The sequence below is a fragment of the Ruegeria sp. HU-ET01832 genome, from assembly GCF_040371315.1.
GTDB classification, from domain to species: Bacteria; Pseudomonadota; Alphaproteobacteria; order Rhodobacterales; family Rhodobacteraceae; genus Ruegeria; species Ruegeria lacuscaerulensis_A.
Map to the genome: position 1 here is coordinate 351,919 of NZ_BAABWL010000002.1, position 17,180 is coordinate 369,098.

At 53.5% G+C, this 17,180-nt stretch carries 13 protein-coding genes; 2 read left to right on the plus strand and 11 right to left on the minus strand.

Going from position 1 to position 17,180, the window contains the following annotated elements; translation table 11 throughout:
- Window positions 1-35 precede the first annotated feature (35 nt).
- The 8 genes from ABWV79_RS06950 to ABWV79_RS06985 all read right to left on the minus strand — a co-directional run bounded on the left by ABWV79_RS06950 (window position 36) and on the right by ABWV79_RS06985 (window position 9,614).
- Window positions 36-3,356, minus strand: a complete 3,321-nt coding sequence (locus ABWV79_RS06950; protein ID WP_353391102.1) for an adenylate/guanylate cyclase domain-containing protein — start codon at window positions 3,354-3,356, stop codon at window positions 36-38.
- A 704-nt stretch (window positions 3,357-4,060) separates the two neighbouring features.
- Window positions 4,061-4,792 carry an amino acid ABC transporter ATP-binding protein gene (locus ABWV79_RS06955; RefSeq protein WP_170355770.1) on the minus strand — a complete coding sequence of 244 codons (732 nt, stop codon included), beginning with the start codon at window positions 4,790-4,792 and terminating at the stop codon, window positions 4,061-4,063.
- Window positions 4,789-5,649, minus strand: a complete 861-nt coding sequence (locus ABWV79_RS06960; RefSeq protein ID WP_353391103.1) for an amino acid ABC transporter permease — start codon at window positions 5,647-5,649, stop codon at window positions 4,789-4,791. The genes ABWV79_RS06955 and ABWV79_RS06960 overlap by 4 nt, the downstream gene beginning before the upstream one ends.
- On the minus strand, window positions 5,650-6,474 hold the full coding sequence (locus tag ABWV79_RS06965) for an ABC transporter substrate-binding protein (RefSeq protein ID WP_502949850.1): 825 nt from the start codon (window positions 6,472-6,474) through the stop codon (window positions 5,650-5,652).
- A gap of 250 nt (window positions 6,475-6,724) precedes the next feature.
- Window positions 6,725-7,144, minus strand: a complete 420-nt coding sequence (locus ABWV79_RS06970; protein ID WP_170353650.1) for an ester cyclase — start codon at window positions 7,142-7,144, stop codon at window positions 6,725-6,727.
- A 205-nt stretch (window positions 7,145-7,349) separates the two neighbouring features.
- A complete protein-coding gene (locus ABWV79_RS06975; protein WP_353391105.1) occupies window positions 7,350-7,820 on the minus strand; it encodes a hypothetical protein in 471 nt (156 codons plus the stop codon).
- 154 nt (window positions 7,821-7,974) lie between these two features.
- Window positions 7,975-8,535 (minus strand): CHAP domain-containing protein, encoded by a 561-nt coding sequence (locus tag ABWV79_RS06980; protein WP_353391106.1) that lies wholly within the window; start codon window positions 8,533-8,535, stop codon window positions 7,975-7,977.
- Window positions 8,536-8,984: 449 nt separating this feature from the next.
- Window positions 8,985-9,614, minus strand: coding sequence for a TetR/AcrR family transcriptional regulator (locus tag ABWV79_RS06985; RefSeq protein WP_353391107.1), 630 nt, complete (start codon window positions 9,612-9,614; stop codon window positions 8,985-8,987).
- Between the two features lie 87 nt (window positions 9,615-9,701).
- Between ABWV79_RS06985 and ABWV79_RS06990 the strand changes: the two genes are divergently transcribed.
- Both ABWV79_RS06990 and ABWV79_RS06995 read left to right on the plus strand, forming a co-directional pair.
- Window positions 9,702-10,862: an efflux RND transporter periplasmic adaptor subunit gene (locus ABWV79_RS06990; protein WP_353391108.1), complete on the plus strand. Its 1,161-nt coding sequence runs from the start codon at window positions 9,702-9,704 to the stop codon at window positions 10,860-10,862.
- A 12-nt stretch (window positions 10,863-10,874) separates the two neighbouring features.
- Window positions 10,875-14,018, plus strand: a complete 3,144-nt coding sequence (locus ABWV79_RS06995; RefSeq protein WP_353391109.1) for an efflux RND transporter permease subunit — start codon at window positions 10,875-10,877, stop codon at window positions 14,016-14,018.
- 391 nt (window positions 14,019-14,409) lie between these two features.
- Here the strand turns inward: ABWV79_RS06995 and ABWV79_RS07000 are convergent, their stop codons facing one another.
- The 3 genes from ABWV79_RS07000 to ABWV79_RS07010 are packed head-to-tail and all read right to left on the minus strand — an operon-like array spanning window position 14,410 to window position 17,152.
- On the minus strand, window positions 14,410-15,759 hold the full coding sequence (locus ABWV79_RS07000; protein ID WP_353391110.1) for a sensor histidine kinase: 1,350 nt from the start codon (window positions 15,757-15,759) through the stop codon (window positions 14,410-14,412).
- Window positions 15,759-16,418: a response regulator transcription factor gene (locus ABWV79_RS07005; RefSeq protein ID WP_170353643.1), complete on the minus strand. Its 660-nt coding sequence runs from the start codon at window positions 16,416-16,418 to the stop codon at window positions 15,759-15,761. Before ABWV79_RS07005 ends, ABWV79_RS07000 begins: the two co-directional genes overlap by 1 nt.
- 38 nt (window positions 16,419-16,456) lie before the next feature.
- Entirely contained in the window at window positions 16,457-17,152 is a 696-nt protein-coding gene (locus ABWV79_RS07010; RefSeq protein ID WP_353391111.1) for a PepSY domain-containing protein, read from the minus strand.
- Window positions 17,153-17,180: the final 28 nt, after the last annotated feature.

The following is a 17,180-nucleotide window of genomic DNA, read 5'->3' on the forward strand; positions in this document are numbered from 1 at the left end:
ATCTACCCAACTGCACCGCTCTGAATTTTTGAGAGTTAGTCAAAAGTAGTCTGATCAAGCAGATTGTGGGCGTTGTTCACGTCGACTGTTAGCTCTCCTCCTATGATAGTTTCTAAGACAGCATTTAAGCCAAAGTTGGGAGTGGGGGTCTGTCTAAAATTTTGGCAACTCTTTATGTAGTCTACAACAATCCGAAGTTCGTACATCCTGGCCTGCTGCCGTTTTGCCGTGTTCAAAGCCTCACAAAACTCTACTTCGGCGAACCGACTTTCAGAAATTGCGAGCGCATAAACGCGGTCGGTCTCAGCTTGCGCCCATCCTTCGTTTGTAAGGCTTTGGTACCTGCGGGCCTCGGCTAACAACTGCAAAGCACTTTCCCGATCACCCGTTTTCAACGTGAGTTCTGCAATCATCGTCAAAAAGAAAGGTTTGTAATTCCCAGCTCCGCTGGCCCACCACGCTTCCGATGCTTGTCGCAATGCGTGGATGTTTTCGGGCTCAGGGGAAAGGTAGGCATCCACCCAGCTTCGCCAGAGCGTTGCAGTCAGCGACATGAAGGTGAACGAATGTTTTGAAGACAGTTCCTCCAACTGATTTGCGGCTTCAATGACTTTTCCAGGTTCGCGGCGCAGAAGATAGAGCATGCACAGGTAAGTTAGCGACTGTGCTATGCTGTGCGCATGCTCCAGCTTTTGAGCTGCAGCAACCGCTTGTTTTTGTATCTCAAGTGCTTTGTCTGGCGCACCGCGCATCCATACAGCCATGCTTAAAAAGCACGACGTTATCGCTGCGTGGTCCGAACCGTATATGTAGGCCAGGTGCCCATCGCGTTTCCGACTGTAAAGCTCTAGCGCTTTGCTCAAATGCTCGTATGCAGGGTTTAGTTCTCCAATGTGAAACAGCACTGCACCCATGGCTCGATGCCCTACCATCTGATGGTGGGTCTCGCCCGTTGTATCTGCCAAATTCAGCAAGTGCGCTGCAACACTTTTGGCTAAATCATACTCAGCACGCACCAAATGGAAGGAATACAAGCCATTCAAAACAGGGAACAGATGTTCTGTTTCGTCCACCCGTTCACACAAGTCGCGTATTCTTGCATAAACGGTCCCTGTTTCATCGGCGGCTATTCCTGCAGTCGATCGTAGAACACCTGCTCTGAGAACCTGAACCTCAATTTCTTTCTGATCCCGCTCAACACCATGAGACAGTTGACTCAACTGCTCGATCGCCAACGAAAGCTGTGTGTTCGCCTCGATATTGGCAGAACGTTGGACTGCGCGTTGGCCTGCGAGATAGCGATAGTCGATTGCCTCTTTGCTCATACCTGCCATCGTGTAGTGGTGCGCAAGTATTTCCGGACTGGCATCGCCAATATGGGTCGATTTGCCACTTAACGCTCGCGCAACACGTGCGTGCAAGACCCTGCGCTCGCTCTTCAAGAGACTGTTGTAAGCTGTGTCGCGAATTAGGGCGTGGCGATAGCTGAAAGTTTCAAGGTTTTCTTCTTCAGAAACTGTCACAATGCCTGCGTCGACCAAAAGTTCCAATCCCGTGCGCAACGCCTTGTCGCTGATCCGAGCGACCTTGGCGATCAACGGAAAAGAAAATTGAGGTCCGATAACCGCCCCAATCTGGGCGACCTCCTTGACGGAACTCAGTCGGTCAAGCCGCGCCATAAGTGCATCATGCAACGTGCTTGGGACCGAGCTTGCCGGGGACGCCCCACCCTTCGAGTATGCGTCCCTTCCTTTTGTCAAAACCCCTGATTCCAATAGATCTTTTGTCACTTCTTCGACATATAGCGGGACGCCATCGGATCTGGCAGCGACGACATTGTACATTTCGTCAGAAATCGAATGCCCTTTTGCAACTTCGTCAACAATGCTTTTGACCTGGTGAAAGTCCAATTGCTTCAAGACCAATTTAGAAAGGTTGGATTTCAATGCCCAACCCGGGTCAAATTCAGGTCTGAACGTCATCACGACCAATACTGGAAGGTCATGAATCCGATCAGCAACTCGGTCCAGCAACAATTTAGTTGTCGGATCAATCCAATGTGCGTCCTCAAACAAGAGCAACACTGGCTTTTCCTCAGCCTGCGAAGTCAGATTGCCCAACAGCATTTCTAAGGTCTGATCCATGAGTTGCTGTGGCGTCAGATTCAGTTCACCCAATTGGTCTTCAAAAGGAACCGAAAGTAGGGACGCGGCCAGTTTCAGTGTGTGATCCGAATGGTCTCTTAGAACAGAGGATATCTTTCTGAGTTTCAATTCGTTTTTGTCGTCTGAACGAAGGCCTGCAGCATTCTCAATTTGGCGAATGGCCGGATAAAACGCACTCGCGTAATGGTAGGGAGAACACTGATATCGCGTTTGAGTGTGCGACATCGTCGGAATGCTCTGCCTTAATTCTTCGACTAATCTAGACTTGCCAATTCCTGGCTCGCCGGACACAAGCACAACTTGTCCTTGACCGCCACTTGCCAACTTCCACTTTTCATTGAGAGTTTCATATTCTGCGGCGCGTCCGATCAAAGGGTTCAGTAACTCGTCTTCCTCTGCCATGAAACGGCTGACTGTTTCCCGTGCTCCTGTCACCTGCCAGGCTTCGACCTCGCTGGCAAAACCTTTAAGCTTGAATGCGCCACGCAGAACGTATTCGAAAGCATCAACCGCCAAATGATGAGTATTGGGAGCGACGACCAATGTCCCGGGTTCAGCCATTGCTTGTAGACGTGCGGCTAGGTTCGGCGTCTCGCCCATCGCCGTTCCGTCCTCAAACATTTTTTCACCACGTAAGTCACCGACAACAACCAACCCAGTTGCGATCCCAATTCGGACATTCAGTTTCGCATGAGTGCGGATAGCTGGAATTTCCTCGATAATACGAAGACCTGCGCGAATGGCTCGCTCTGGGTCATCTTCGTGCGCATAAGGAAACCCGAAAAAGACCATTATCCCATCACCATAGTAACTTGCGATGTGGCCATCAAAAGCTGCCACCGACGCAGCGCAGGTTTCTTTGAACAGTCGGAGTACTTCCGCCAAATCTTCCGGATCGACGCGCTGGGATATTTCCGTTGATCCAACCAAATCTATAAACATGACGGTAAGCTGCCGGCGCTCAGCGACGATCGCGGGACCTAACGCAGTGTTGTGCGGGTAAGTCTCTCCCTTTGCTTCAGCTCGAACAGCTTTCATGAAACGGCGCCTAGGACCTAGGGGAAGCCCGATTTTAGTAAGATCTTTGTCCGTTAATTCGGTTAGATCGCCTAGTTCGATTTCATGTTCTGCAAACGACCCAGCATACTTGGACAAGCCATGTTTCTCTAGCCAGCGCGAGATTTCAGACATTTGATCCTTTCGCGTGCGGCGACTGCAGAACTATCACCTGCGATGCACCAGCATGCATCCCTTTCTCCGGTTGGTCGTTGCGGTTTACTGAGTCGCAATTTCCGCGCACTTGAACTATTTTTTCGCATTGAAAATCACCGTGTCGGATTTGGTCAAGGACTTCGTCGCTCTGGATGGGACGGGTTCTTCGGCATCGGGTCGGTACAACGTGATGGTATCGTAACATAAATATTTAGTGCGGTTCCGTATTCAGTGGATAGCTGTATTTCTGCTATGGGCTTGGAACAGTCGTTCGCTGCACTCGGCGTGAATGACTTCTATGCGGACTTAGCTGCCATCAATATTTGCCCGAAGCCAATTTTTTGAAGTTGCAACACTTGCTCAAGGCGAACATCTGTGCTGCCTACAATGCACGAATAAATTTTTTCAAGATTTCGTGGATTCGCTGGAGCAACACCTCAAACTTATTTGGTGCAGGCAACCCGAACAACTCGGTCCGCCTCGCATTTGTTTCTCTTGGTGCAATCGCCTTCAGAATTTCTACCGCTCTCATAGACACATATTGGTGGATTTGTTGACCAACCCTCCGGCGTTGCTACACTCCACCGCTGTGGCTGCCGCACCGTTGGTGGCTGAAACTGCCACAACAAGGAAGACAGTTCCTGCCGATAGTTTTGCCATATATTCAGGAACTAAAAGAAACGTCAGAGTACGCGCGCAAGGAATGCCTTGGTGCGCGCTTCTTGCGGTGAGGCGAAGAGCTCCTCGGGTGGCCCCTGCTCCAAGATTCGGCCAGCATCAAGAAAACACACCTTATCTGCCAGTTCCCGGGCAAAGCCCATCTCATGCGTGGCAAGCACCATCGTCATACCCTGCTGCCGCAGATCACGTAATACGTCGAGAACCTCGCCCACCAGTTCAGGATCAAGTGCGCTTGTGATCTCGTCAAAGAGCATGATCTGAGGGTCCATTGCCAGCGCTCGGATGATCGCCACGCGTTGCTGTTGCCCACCTGACAGTTGGTCGGGATAATGCTCCATCCGGTCGCTAAGCCCAAAGCGTGAGAAAAGCTGTGCTACCCTGGGGCGCAAATCCTCTCGGCTCAGGCCTCGCACGCGGCGCGGGGCGAGCATGACGTTCTCTGCCGCAGTCATGTGGGGAAAGAGGTTGTAGCTTTGGAAGACAATGCCGATCTCTTGGCGCACTGGCTGTGGGTCTAAGCCCGGCTCGGATATGTCCCTCCCATCCAGCCAGATCGTCCCATCATCGATAGGTTCCAACAGATTCATGCAGCGCAAAAGGGTGGACTTGCCCGAGCCCGAAGCGCCGATCAGACACACCATCTCGCCCTCGGCCACATCGAGATCAATGCCCTTGCAAACTTCGTGATCATCGAAACGCTTGCGGATACCCCGTAACGACAACTTCGGCTTCATCTGCGTGCCCGGTTCTGCTTGTTCATCAAGTAATCCGCATATCGCGTCGCGGGAACGGTCAGCGCCAGGAAGATGAGTGCCGCACCTACATAAGGCGTAAAGTTCGCGTAAAGTGACTTGTAGACTCCGGCCTGACGGAAAATCTCTACCGGACCGATGAAAGACAAAAGTGCCACATCCTTCTGCAAGGCGATGAACAAGTTCATATTGGCGGGCACCACGTTTCGAATGGCTTGCGGCAACACAACAAATCGCATTGTGTCTTGATCGCTCAGACCCAATGAGACGGCGGCGGAACGCTGCGACTGGTGGATCGAATCGATGCCAGAGCGAATAACCTCAGCGACATAGGCTGAGTAGACCAATACCAGCGCCAAGGTCCCCCAGATATAGGGGCTGTTCCAAGGCCTTGGCAGGCCCAGCCCGGGCACCCCGAACCCGATGATGTAGATGACAAGAACCACCGGCAGGCCACGAAAGATGTCTGTGTAGGCAATCCCAAACAGGCGAAGTGGAAAAAGCGCAGGTGCACGGGTGTCCCTGCAGAGTGCGATAGCGAGGCCGGTGACTGCGATGAGCGGGGCCGACCACGCAAAAATCATCACGTTCAACAGAAATGCATCAAGCAGCCCAGGAAACGTCGCTACAAAGACACGGCCATTGAAGAAGGCACGCTGCACAGCATCCCAACCGGGTGAGAGCGGAAGTAGAACGACAATGGCCAGCACCACGCTAATGGTAGAGATCAGCGCGATGCGGTTTGAGCGTCGACGCACTCCGGCTTCATAGACCTCGCGGCGCGTTGGCGCTGCGGCAGACCGCCTGGCCGGTCTGTTCTGCACCGATGTTTCGTCCATTTATTTAATGACCGGAACACCTGTGGCCTCTGCCAGCCACTGGGTCTCGATCGCGGCAAGTTCACCGCTTTCGGTCAGTTCCGAGATAGCAGCGTCGACACACTCCTTAAGCGGGTTGCCCTCTTCCATCAGAAGGCCGAATTGGTCGGGGCTATCTGATTGCTCCGGCGGGAATTGGCCCAGCAGCACACCGCCTTCTACAACCACTGCCGACAGATAGAGTGCAGTGGGTAAATCATAAAGAGCAGCGTCGATCTGACCGGCCATGATTGCAGCATTCACGTCGGCATTGTCGTTATAAAGTAACGGGTCACTTGCTGGCTGAATCACATCGTTGAGAATTGGAAGCGCAGTGGTGGTGGCCACGGCCCCCCAATTCAATCCCTTGAGACTATCCAGCGTCGCCTCGGCTCCAGCATCGACCACATTTTGGGTTGTCAACACCGCCATGGCAGAGCTGTAGTATGGCAGACTGAAATCAATCATTTCCTCCCGTTCGGGGGTAATAGAGTACTGCTGGATGTTAAAGTCAAAGTTCTTTGCACCCGGTTGTATCGCTTCATCAAAGCTCGTGCGTACCCAAGTGACATTGTCCGAACTGAATCCCATTTTATCAGCGATGGCATAGGCTACCGCAGCTTCGAACCCCTCGCCGTTTTCGGGCGCGTCGTCCATTACCCACGGATAGTAGGCTGGGTTGCCTGTGGCGATGGTCAGAGTTCCTTCTACAAGGGTCTTGTCCGCCGCGCAGACCCCATGGCCCGCGGCGTGTGCCGTCGTCGCAGAGACAATCAAGGCCAGAGCTGTGCTGGAAAGCAGTTTCATCAAAGCGTCTCCCTGTTTTCTGATTGGCGACAGGTTCCTACGGGTGAAGAGATTTGTCTAGTGTGAGGACAAGTTGGATAGCCATCCAAAAAGCCATGACCGCCTATCGACGCCAAAGTAACAGAGATCTCCCGACTGCTTTGGGCTCAGAGCAGTCGTTCGCGGCGCAGTGCATCAGCGACCGCTGTGTAGACCAAGCCGACGTTCAACGTTAGCTAGCGAGATGGCCAGTATGCCTTGAGATGTTTCGTCATGACACGAGACCCAGCTGCTGAGCGATAGAAGCAGCATCGTAGTAATCCCGACCTTCTACTACTTTGCCATCCTTGACCCGCATAACACTGCAATAGCGCGTCTCTTGCCACCTACCAGTTGGTTCGAACGATCCAAGCGAAGACTCAAGAAGGCCGGTATGGGTTCCGCGATTAATAAACTCAACCACTGCTCTGTCGCCATCTACTACTACGTTTGTGACCTTCACCTCTCCATCGGGGAACGCGCGTCGCCAGCGTTCATAGTCCATTCTGTAGCCCTCAGGTCCGATCTGGCTCTCGCTTCGTGGGATATCCTCGAACTGGCAGTCGCTCGCAATAACAGCAACGCCGCGTTCGGGATCACGCATGTCCCAAGATTCGTGGAATTGCCTTACGATCTTTTCGGTCGGATGCATTGCCAAGCTCCTTTGCGCGTATGAACAAGAAGAGTATCAATCGGAGGCGGCCTGTCCACTACTAGGCCCAACGCGAATCCAAAGCAGCCGCTTGCGGTTCCCTCTGGCGCGGCCAAGTAGGTTAAATGCCTATTTTGCGGACTTTTCTGCAGCTTGCCGATCTTGAACCAAGGTTTGTTTTTCTAATCGCGAAGGCGGATGCCCGTTAGTCAGGGTACAACAGTTCGATCAAAAGCCGCTCGGGCGCGCCATGAACTCTTAGCCTGAGCGCTCCAGCCGGCCCGCAAAAGCCGCGTAATCCAGTGTTGGAAAAAACAAGTTGGTCGGTAACAAAAGGCTGGTCGTATTCATGAATAAGCTTCATTTCCGGGTTGAACAGCGAGAACCGAATGGCGTTCTCCGGCACCCAAGAGATGTCGAGCTGATCAACCAGTGACGTAGAGCTGTCTTTCGGTAGTTGTGTCGGGTCAGAGTAAGGTGTGTTTATGCAGACAAACCCGACGTCATCCCGGAAAGCGGCCGCCAACGGGATGGGTATTTCTTTCTCACGGAAGTTTTGAAGCTCTGCCCAGTTCCAGGGAAGGCTTTGTCTTTGAATCGTGAGCCAAACTCCAATGATGACGAGCGCGATGACAAGCGCAAGCATGATGGTTTTGAAGGCGGCTGACCTTAGCATGATCGTAGTCTAGCGGTAGGTGGATACAGCCAACACCAAAAAACAATGCTGGAAGGGTAAGCCGTCTTTTCTGTCCTTGACCCGCTTGCGCCCGCCGGCCGCTTGTGACGCATCCGTCGGATTTGCGCGCGATGCGACGTATAATTGATGAAGGCTAGCCGCCGAATTTGGGATAAATGAAACCGTTCACCGGGTAAAAACTGCCATATCTCCCCGGATGGCTTTCAACCCGGACCAACGTCCAATCGTTGTTTTTGGATACATCCTTGACGCCCATTTTCAATGATACCTTGTTGCGGTGCCAGTTGGCATGGTTCACGATGACTTCCCTGTCGGTGATAACATCGGATACGACAGCCACGTGACCAAGGGGCATCCCTCGGGTTGCTCTAAAGGACATGACCGCTCCGACAACCGGTTCACTGCCTCGCTCAAAATTATTGCGCGCTTTGCCCCACCAGTCCTTGGCGTTTCCGCGAATTTCGATGCCACTTAGGTTGCGTGCGTAGGGTACGCACCACACCCTTTGTCCTCGAGCTTGTTTTTGTGAGACCTCGAGCAACGCCATGGACTGACGTTCCCGGTCGAGATCTGCGTCCTTTGAACTCTGAGCACAGGCAGATACAAGAACAAAAAACCCCATCGCAAACGCAGTACGCGCAGCGCCGGGTAGGCGCTGCCATTTGGCATTCGTTTTGCTGTCGCTGTTTTGCAAGAAACTACATTGCCGGTATGAGTGGTTCTAGAGTTTTAAGGCGATCTTTCGGCCTGTGAAAAGAGCCCAGTTTATTCCCCGGCAGGAATTTGCCAGGTGGTGTTCACGATCTGCGGGCCGAGCGAGAGGCTTTGCGAAGTCAGCTTTCCGTGCGTAGTCGCCGTCGGTTGACCGCGCTGCATCGGTAACCAGGGACCCGAAGAAGACGTTCTGTGCGTAGTTCCTCAGTGACCGCTGCGCCAACGTTCCTGTCAGTAGCGTTTTTTGTTTGAACAGCGGATCTCAGTACTTAGCATTGGCGCAAAAGTACATTGGCTGTAGAACGGACAATCGCTGCGCATTGTAAATGCCTAGTTTTGTGAACCTAGGCAGTCGCGTCGAAGTCTGCGTGATAATGCTCTAGATTGTATCCTATCAGCGGCCAGTCGCGTTTTTTCGATAAAGAACGATTAATTCAGCATTCTTTCCGAAACGTCCTCAAGAATAGCGTGCAGATCAAACTCTTCGCCTTTTTCCGCAAGTCTCCTATCGTGCAGAATGAAAGACAGCCCGTGCACGAAGCTCCACAACAAAAAACCACGACGACGGACTTCTTCTGTGATTCCCGGTTCCCCAAGGCATTTTGCAACCTCAGTTAGCAGAATAGAAAAGTTTTGCTGACCGCCTTCTTCCAGTCGGGGATCCGCGATGCGGTCCGTAAAGCCGCCAAATTTTAATCTGAATATCCCGGGCTCACTTAAGGCGAAAGCAATATACTCCATACCGATTGCAGTAATGCGCTCGGGAGATCCATCAGGAATGCCGTCAAGCGCTGCTAGCATTTTGCTTCGGTGACGGTCCATCCCTTCTAGAACTGTCGCGACCAGCATTTCTGTCTTATCTTTGAAGTGTTTGTACGGTGCCGCAGTCGATACGCCCGCCCGTCTGCAGGCCTCAGAAACGGAGAACCTGTCTGGTCCCTTCTCTTCAACCAACTGCCGCGTTGCCTCGATCAGCGCAGCGCGGAGATCGCCGTGATGGTAGGCTTTCTTGCTTACTGAATGGCTGGTTGTTGCGTGATATTTTTCTGTGCTGCTCATGATCCAACATGTGCCAGATCACGTATTCCTTGTCAAAGTGAGAACTTCTAACATATGTTAGAGATGCTAACTTGATGAGGTCCCCAAATGTCGAGTCCTGCGGATTTATCAACTGAAACGACCAAGCCGAACCTATTTTCGCGTATGCTGCGCGGTATTGCGCGTCTCTTGGTAACTATCTGCTTTATTGCCGTCGCTGCTGCTGCAGTTTACCTAGGCGCTTCAGAGCTTAATCGTAGGGCAGATGCCGTTCCTTCACCGGAAGCGGCCGCAGTGACCCCTGTTTCAGCAACGCTCATCACGTCGGAGAGCGCTTACACGGTCGACCGTGTATTCATCGGACAAGTCGAACCTCAGCGTTCAGCGGATATCTCTTTCGAATTGAATGGTACGCTGGACCACATCCTGGTGGATGAGGGTGACGAGGTCGCTAAGGGCCAGCTTCTCGCAACACTGGATGTAGCTTTGTTGGAGGTCGAACGCGAAAGACTGTCAGCATCACGCGATGCCATTGCAGCCCAACTTGCATTCGCAAAGAAAACCGTCGAGCGAAACTCTAAACTCATCGAGCAAGGCTTTACCAGTCAGGCCCGCCTCGATGAGGTAGTTTCCCAGCAAGATGAATTGCTTTCCAGAATTGGTGAACTGGATGCGGGATTGCGTGACGTCACCGTTCGGATCGCGAAATCCAGCATCGAGGCACCTTTTGCGGGTCAAATAACCGCCCGGCACGTGGACGGCGGAGAGACTTTGCGTTCGGGCCAGTTGGTTTTGGGAATAGTCGAGGTCGTGTCGCCGCAGGTTCGGATCGGTATCCCGCTCGACGTTGACCCTGCGTTGCTATCCGACGTTGAAATTGAAATAGAAGATCAAAGCTATAGGGCTGACCTTGCAACTTTGCGACCCGATATTGATCCGGTAACCCGAACCCGAACTGCGCTTTTCGATCTTAGGAACAGACCGGACGTTGCCTTCGGACAAACTGCCCGGGTGCATGTACTTGATCCCGTCCAGAACGCAGGAACCTGGGTGCCCACGACTTCACTTAAAGAGGGGACGCGCGGGCAATGGACGTTGCTGGTTGCTGACGCGCAGAAGACTGTGCGACTGGCAACGGTCGAAGTGCTTCATGCCGAAGATGACCGTGTATTTGTGCGAGGCGCTTTTCCTGAAGGCACCGTCCTGATTGATCAAGGGCCGCAGCGCGTTACCGTCGGTCAGCGCGTCGACTTCAGCATTGGCGAGTGACGGAGCGACATGATGGAAACCCTTACCTTTCGCCATCCCCGGCTCGTCGCCCTCATAATTTTGGTGCTTGTATCTGCAGGCCTGTCTTCGTTCCTATCACTGGGGCGGCAGGAAGACCCAACGATTACCAACCTCTTCGCTACTGTTACGACGCAGTTCCCGGGTGCAGACCCTGAACGGGTCGAAGCGTTGGTTACTGCAGAAATCGAAGAAGAGCTTCGGAAAATTGCCGAGGTGGATGAAATCAGTTCTGTATCCCGCTCGGGCGTTTCGGTTGTTTCGGTGGAATTGCTCGAGACGCTGGACGAGGCCACGATTGAGCAGGTTTGGGCCGAGGCTCGGGATGCGGTTGAAGACGCTCGACAAAAGTTTCCGAGTGGAGTGGGGCAGCCGGAATTCGATGCCGAGGGTATTTCTGCCTATTCTGCTGTTATTGCGGTCGCGGCCGAAGAGCCTGACTTTCCGATAACTTTGCTTTCGCGTCATGCCGAAGCGCTGGGTGACAGATTGCGCGCGATACCTGCTACGCGGGCAGTGGACTATTTCGGTCAGCCGGAAGAAGAGGTGCTCGTAAGTGTCGATATGGACAAGGCCGCTGCGCTTGGGCTTGGCGCCGCAGAAATTTCGCAGAGAATCGCCGAAGCAGATGGAAAGGTTCAGTCTGGGCGGTTGCAGTCCGATGTCGACCTGACCATAGGCATCAGCGGTGAAATTGAAACTCTGGACCGTATTAGGAGCATCGTCCTGCGTGAAAACGCGGAAGGTGCCGTTGTGCAGCTCGGAGATATTGCCAGCGTGGACCGTGGCGCGCGCGAACCGCAGTCTTCAATCGCGTTTGCCAACGGCAATCCGTCCGTTCTAGTCGGGGTACTGGCGCAGGATGGCGTACAGATCGACCGCTGGACCGGTTTTCTTCGGGATGAGCTTGAGGCCGGGACCGCATCAGTACCTTTGGGCATGAAGGAAATACTGCTGTTTGATCAAAGCCAGTACACGACGGATCGTTTGTCAGAGGTTGGGATCAACATGGCTATTGGCGTGGCTCTGGTCGTGGCTGTTTTGTTCATTACCTTGGGGGTGCGGGCAGCAGCGATTGTCGCTTTGGTGTTGCCGGTTGTCTCATTGGCAACTTTGGCAACAATGAACATGATTGGATTGCCAATTCATCAGATGTCCGTAACGGGTCTGATTGTTGCACTCGGTCTGCTGGTTGACGCAGCGATCGTAATGACCGATGAAATTCGGCGCCGTCTGCAGGATGGGATGGAACGGCTTGCGGCCGTGCGAGATGCTGTTCGCCGGTTGGCTACGCCGTTGCTGGCGTCGACTGTGACAACGGCGCTTGCCTTCACGCCGATGATCTTGCTTCCGGGGCCCGCTGGCGACTTTGTCGGTGCTATCGCTATAGCCGTCGTGCTTATGCTTGTCTGGTCCTTGGTTGTGGCGTTGACAGTCACTCCAGCCGTTGCCGGCTGGTTACTATCCGATCGCCCTGACGCAGGAATGCTGAGCCGTGGTATCAGTATCCCCCCGCTTACCCGCTTGTTTGAGGCGTCAATTCGATTGTCCGTTGCTAATCCGGTGCGATCCATCGCGTTGGCATTGGTCTTGCCCGTGCTTGGCTTTGCGGCCTTTCCAACCCTGACTGCGCAGTTCTTTCCGGGCGTCGACCGAAACCAGTTCTATATCGAGGTCGACATGCCAGGTGGAACTTCAATCGCCACCACCGAAGCAACCGCGCGACAGATTGACGAAATCCTACTGGTCGATGACGGCGTCAAGAGTGTTTACTGGACTGTGGGTGAGTCTGGCCCGGCATTCTACTACAACATCGTTGGTAACCGTTCTCGCGAGCCTGGGTTTGCACAAGCCATGATCACGACCGACACGGCCGACGACGCTGCCCGCCTTGTTGGAGCGTTGCAGAACCGTCTAGATGTCGACTTTCCTGACGCTCAGATCATCGTTCGCAATCTTGTACAGGGCCCCCCAGTCGCCGCACCGGTTGAAGTCAAAATTCAGGGACAGGACATCACGGTTTTGCGCGATCTGGGCGACGAAGTGCGTTCGGTCATGGCAAATCTCGATTTGGTGACCCAGGCGCGTGCGAGTGTGAACGGAGGCAATCCCCAAATTCGGTTCGAGATTGATGAAGTCAAAGCCCGTCTGCTGGGGCTGGATGTAGCGGATATAGCTGGCCAGATGGACTCGGCGCTTGTGGGCATTACCGGCGGATCACTGATCGAAGGGACAGAACAACTGCCAGTACGCGTTCGCTTAGGCGACGAGGTACGTTCAGATCTTAGCGCAATTGTCAGTATGCCGATCCTTTTGCCGAACGCTGCTGAAATATCTGCGATCGGAGTTTTTCCCGGTGTACCGTTGTCAGAACTAGCCCGGCCAGTGATCGAACCGGCCGAAAGCGTCATAACCCGAACGGATGGCACGCGCGAGAACACTATACAGGCGTTTATAGTGCCCGGTGTTTTGCCTGAAGAAGCATTGCAGGACATATTAGCGGCGCTTGACGCGTCGGAGTTTGATCTGCCGCAAGGCTACAAGATGACTTTAGGCGGCGACAGTGATGCTCGATCCAATACCGTGGGTAATCTGCTCGCGTCCGTGGGTTTGATCGTAACACTTTCCGTCGCGACCATCGTGCTAACCTATAACTCGTTTCGCCTGACACTTGTGACCTTGGTCGTTTGCGTTCTGTCCGCAGGCCTTTCAATGTTGTCGCTGGCAGTTATGCAATTCCCATTTGGAATAAACGCGATAATTGGGGTCATTGGTTCAATCGGGGTTTCGATCAACGCTGCAATCATTATCTTGACCGGGTTGCAACAAGACCAGCAGGCCAGCCAGGGCGATCAGGCGGCCATGGCTCGCGTCGTTATTGGTTCCAGCCGTCACATTGTCTCGACTACGGTCACAACATTTGGCGGCTTCCTGCCTCTGATATTGGGCGGAGGTGCATTTTGGCCACCATTCGCCGTGGCAATCGCCGGAGGCGTTCTGTTGTCAACCGTTGTATCGTTTTACTTCACTCCACCCGTTTTCGCTTTGGTGTATCGAGGAACATTCAACAAAGTAAATTCGGCCAATCACGACCATTCTGAGCCCTGCAATGATATTGTTGCACTTGTGGCGGAGTGAGGATTGAGTCGCCTTCTATAGGCGGGTTGTAATGCTTCGATGTGGTCGTTGTTCAACGCAAGCTTTCTAATCTGCTTCGTCTCGTAAGTGGACTTTGCGCAATCTGCTTTTTCTAGAATCTACTGCACTTGGCTATCGCGGCGATAGCCGTTTTGAGCTCATCGGCGGCATACGTTGAGCTCTGCATGAGTGGCTTCAATGAGACAGCAAGCGGATCATCTGCTTTGCTTGAACCTCGGTTTAAGCTCCGCCTGACATTAGGATCGGTGTGGTACATTTGGTGGTGGTTCCAAAAAAACATTAAATATTGTTTATATTTAATAATGCTTTAATGGATTAGTTATACTGCCTTCGTCTCCGCCATCAACACAGAATTTGTGTGCTCTTCCGCCTATTTTGATGGTTTCTTGTGGATCGAGTTGATCACAACACGACATTCCAACCCGCCCAGCACCTTTGATCTGCCCAGATCCAGCTTGGCTCCGTATGCATTGAGCAAATCGACCGCAATCGCCAAACCTAGTCCTGTTCCAGCGACAGAGGTGTCTAGTCGCCCGCCTGATCGAAGAGCTTCGCGCCGGTCATCCTCGGGGATACCCGGTCCGTCGTCTTCGATATGAATTTCAATACTGTTCCTTTTGGCCATCGCCGAAACACGCACAGTTTGACGACACCATTTGACAGCGTTGTCCATCAAATTACCCAAGACTTCCTCGATGTCCTGGGGATCCATCCGTACCCAAAGGTTTTTTTGTCGGATGACTTCGAGCTCTTTGCCGTCACGTTCGGCCATGCGAGAAAACAGGCGCGACAACCGGTCCACCGAATTGGACAGATCTGCGCGCGAATGGCTAAGTTCGGCTGTGTTCATAGCCCTCATTCGTGCCAATGAACGACTGAGTTGAGCGTCTATCCTGTCCAGTGCTTCCTGCGCGGTGTCGATCGTGGCGCCATGTTCAGCAAGGCTGCTCAATTCATTGCGAAGGATCGCTGTCGGCGTCTTGAGCGCATGCGCGAGGTCGGCAGTTTGTCGACGCGACCCTGATACAATATCCCGATTACGCCTTGAAAGTTTGTTGAGGTCGTCGACCAATGGCGACACCTCATCAGGATAGTCGTCAGGCTTGAGCCCCTCATCCGTGTCCCAGCGATGCGCAACATCCGTGCGAAGTTTGCGAAGAGGGCCCATGATCGCAGACATCAAAAGCAAAGATCCGGCGACCCCTATCAGGCCCACCAGAGTAAACACCGGCAGCAGGCTGCGCTGCGCGGCCCGGCGCTCGGCAATGAGCTCGTCGCGACTCTCGGCTACACTGACGCCCCATACGGTTCCGTCCTCGTACGAGATTTCCTGATAGATACTGCGCAGAGCTTCACCTTCAGGGCCGGTTGTGTTCCAGAAGGTTGCGGACGCCGTGGCAACGACAGGTTCCGCGATGGTTTCATCGAACAGAGAAGCCGAGGTGAAAACCTCATCGCTTCCGTTGGTCACCTGCCAATACCGCCCTGAATAAGGTGTGCCATAGGCCGGATCGAACATCAGATCCTGCAATGCATCCGGGTTGTCTGTCGTGACACTTAGCCCGACAACGAGCTGCGTGTGGCGGTCACGCAGATTGGAGTCAAATTGATCCGAGACCCTTGAGTTGATGTAGGATAGAACTGCCAAAGTGCCCACCGCAACCGAGATGGCACCCGTGGCAACGCCGCCCAGCAGGGCTCGTTCCCTTAGTGACAGCATCAGGCGCTGTCGATCATATAGCCGCGCCCGCGTACGGTTTTGATCAGTTCGGGACCCAGCTTTTTTCGAAGACGTGTGATGAAGACAGCGATCGTGTTCGAATCCCGATCACCATCATATTCGTAAATATGCTCGGAAAGCTCGGTGCGCGAGATCAGACGGCCGCGGTTATGCGCCAGATAGGTCAGCACAGCAATTTCCTGTGCAGTCAGATCAACCGGAACGTCTTTCGCTGTTACTCGTCCGTTTTTGGTATCCAGTGATACACCCCCCATCTCGATCAGGGGATTAAGCTGTCCGCTTTGTCGCCGTAGGATCGCACGCACTCTGGCTGCCAGCTCGGGCATATGGAAGGGTTTGGTCATGTAGTCGTCGGCGCCAGCATCCAGACCGTCGACCCGTTCGCTCCAGCCATCCCGTGCAGTAAGGATCAGCACTGGGGTCTTGACGCCGTTTGCGCGCCATTCCCGCAAAACCGAGATACCGTCCCGTTCCGGCAGACCGACGTCCAAAACGATCACGTCGTACGGTTCAGTTGATCCAAGATGAAGCGCCTCAAGCCCATTGTGGGCTACGTCCACAACCCGGCCTTCGGCGTTCAGAAGTTTTTTGATCTGAGCGCAAAGATGCGGCTCATCCTCTGCAAGCAATACTCTCATAGGTGAAAACTACAATGCTTCGGCGAAATGTTCATCGGTTATCTTCCGCGTCCGCCATTTCCGTTACCGTTGCCGCCGGAGTTACCACCACCGCTGTTGCCGCCGCCGGAGTTACCACCACCGGAGTTACCACCGCCGCTGTTACCACCGCCGCTGTTGCCGCCGCCGGAGTTACCACCACCGGAGTTACCACCGCCGCTGTTACCACCGCCGCTGTTGCCACCGCCGCTGTTGCCACCGCCGCTGTTGCCGCCACCAGAGTTTCCACCGCCGGAGTTGCCGTTGCCGCCGGAATTACCATTACCACCGGAGTTGCCTTTGCCGTTTCCACCGGCATTGTTGTTTCCGCTGTTGGCCCGGTTTCCAGCTTGGCTTTTGGAATTGGCCGATTTGCCGGTATTCGCCTGAGCCGCTTCTCGTATTTGCCGACCAACACTAGATCGATTCGACACGACAACGCCGGTCTGGGCATCAACAATAACACTTATAATGCTGCCGTTGGGTTTTTTGACCAGAATCCGGTAGTAGACCCTGTCCGTCTGGAACGCGCGTGCATCCACAGGAGTGCCGCCAAACACTTTTTCAACGCCACGAATAACTCTTTTCAACCGAATTGCACTGCCAGTCTTTGTCGCCTGGCGTAACTCGGACTGCTTAAGTTCGCGCGCGTCAGCAAACCCCTCACCAGCCATGAGAAGGGTGGCAAAAAGCGTTACTGCTACAAGCTTTAACATCACGGTCACTGTCTTTGCGTAGATCACC

Bases quoted from the DNA above. Each gene is read 5' to 3' on its own strand.
- ABWV79_RS06955 (WP_170355770.1), bottom strand. From the start codon at position 4,792: ATGAAGCCGAAGTTGTCGTTACGGGGTATCCGCAAGCGTTTCGATGAT.
- ABWV79_RS06950 (WP_353391102.1), bottom strand. From the start codon at position 3,356: ATGTCTGAAATCTCGCGCTGGCTAGAGAAACATGGCTTGTCCAAGTAT.
- ABWV79_RS06960 (WP_353391103.1), bottom strand. From the start codon at position 5,649: ATGGACGAAACATCGGTGCAGAACAGACCGGCCAGGCGGTCTGCCGCA.
- ABWV79_RS06990 (WP_353391108.1), top strand. From the start codon at position 9,702: ATGTCGAGTCCTGCGGATTTATCAACTGAAACGACCAAGCCGAACCTA.
- ABWV79_RS07005 (WP_170353643.1), bottom strand. From the start codon at position 16,418: ATGAGAGTATTGCTTGCAGAGGATGAGCCGCATCTTTGCGCTCAGATC.
- ABWV79_RS06970 (WP_170353650.1), bottom strand. From the start codon at position 7,144: ATGCATCCGACCGAAAAGATCGTAAGGCAATTCCACGAATCTTGGGAC.
- ABWV79_RS06965 (WP_502949850.1), bottom strand. From the start codon at position 6,474: ATGAAACTGCTTTCCAGCACAGCTCTGGCCTTGATTGTCTCTGCGACG.
- ABWV79_RS07000 (WP_353391110.1), bottom strand. From the start codon at position 15,759: ATGCTGTCACTAAGGGAACGAGCCCTGCTGGGCGGCGTTGCCACGGGT.
- ABWV79_RS06985 (WP_353391107.1), bottom strand. From the start codon at position 9,614: ATGAGCAGCACAGAAAAATATCACGCAACAACCAGCCATTCAGTAAGC.
- ABWV79_RS06975 (WP_353391105.1), bottom strand. From the start codon at position 7,820: ATGCTAAGGTCAGCCGCCTTCAAAACCATCATGCTTGCGCTTGTCATC.
- ABWV79_RS07010 (WP_353391111.1), bottom strand. From the start codon at position 17,152: ATGTTAAAGCTTGTAGCAGTAACGCTTTTTGCCACCCTTCTCATGGCT.
- ABWV79_RS06995 (WP_353391109.1), top strand. From the start codon at position 10,875: ATGGAAACCCTTACCTTTCGCCATCCCCGGCTCGTCGCCCTCATAATT.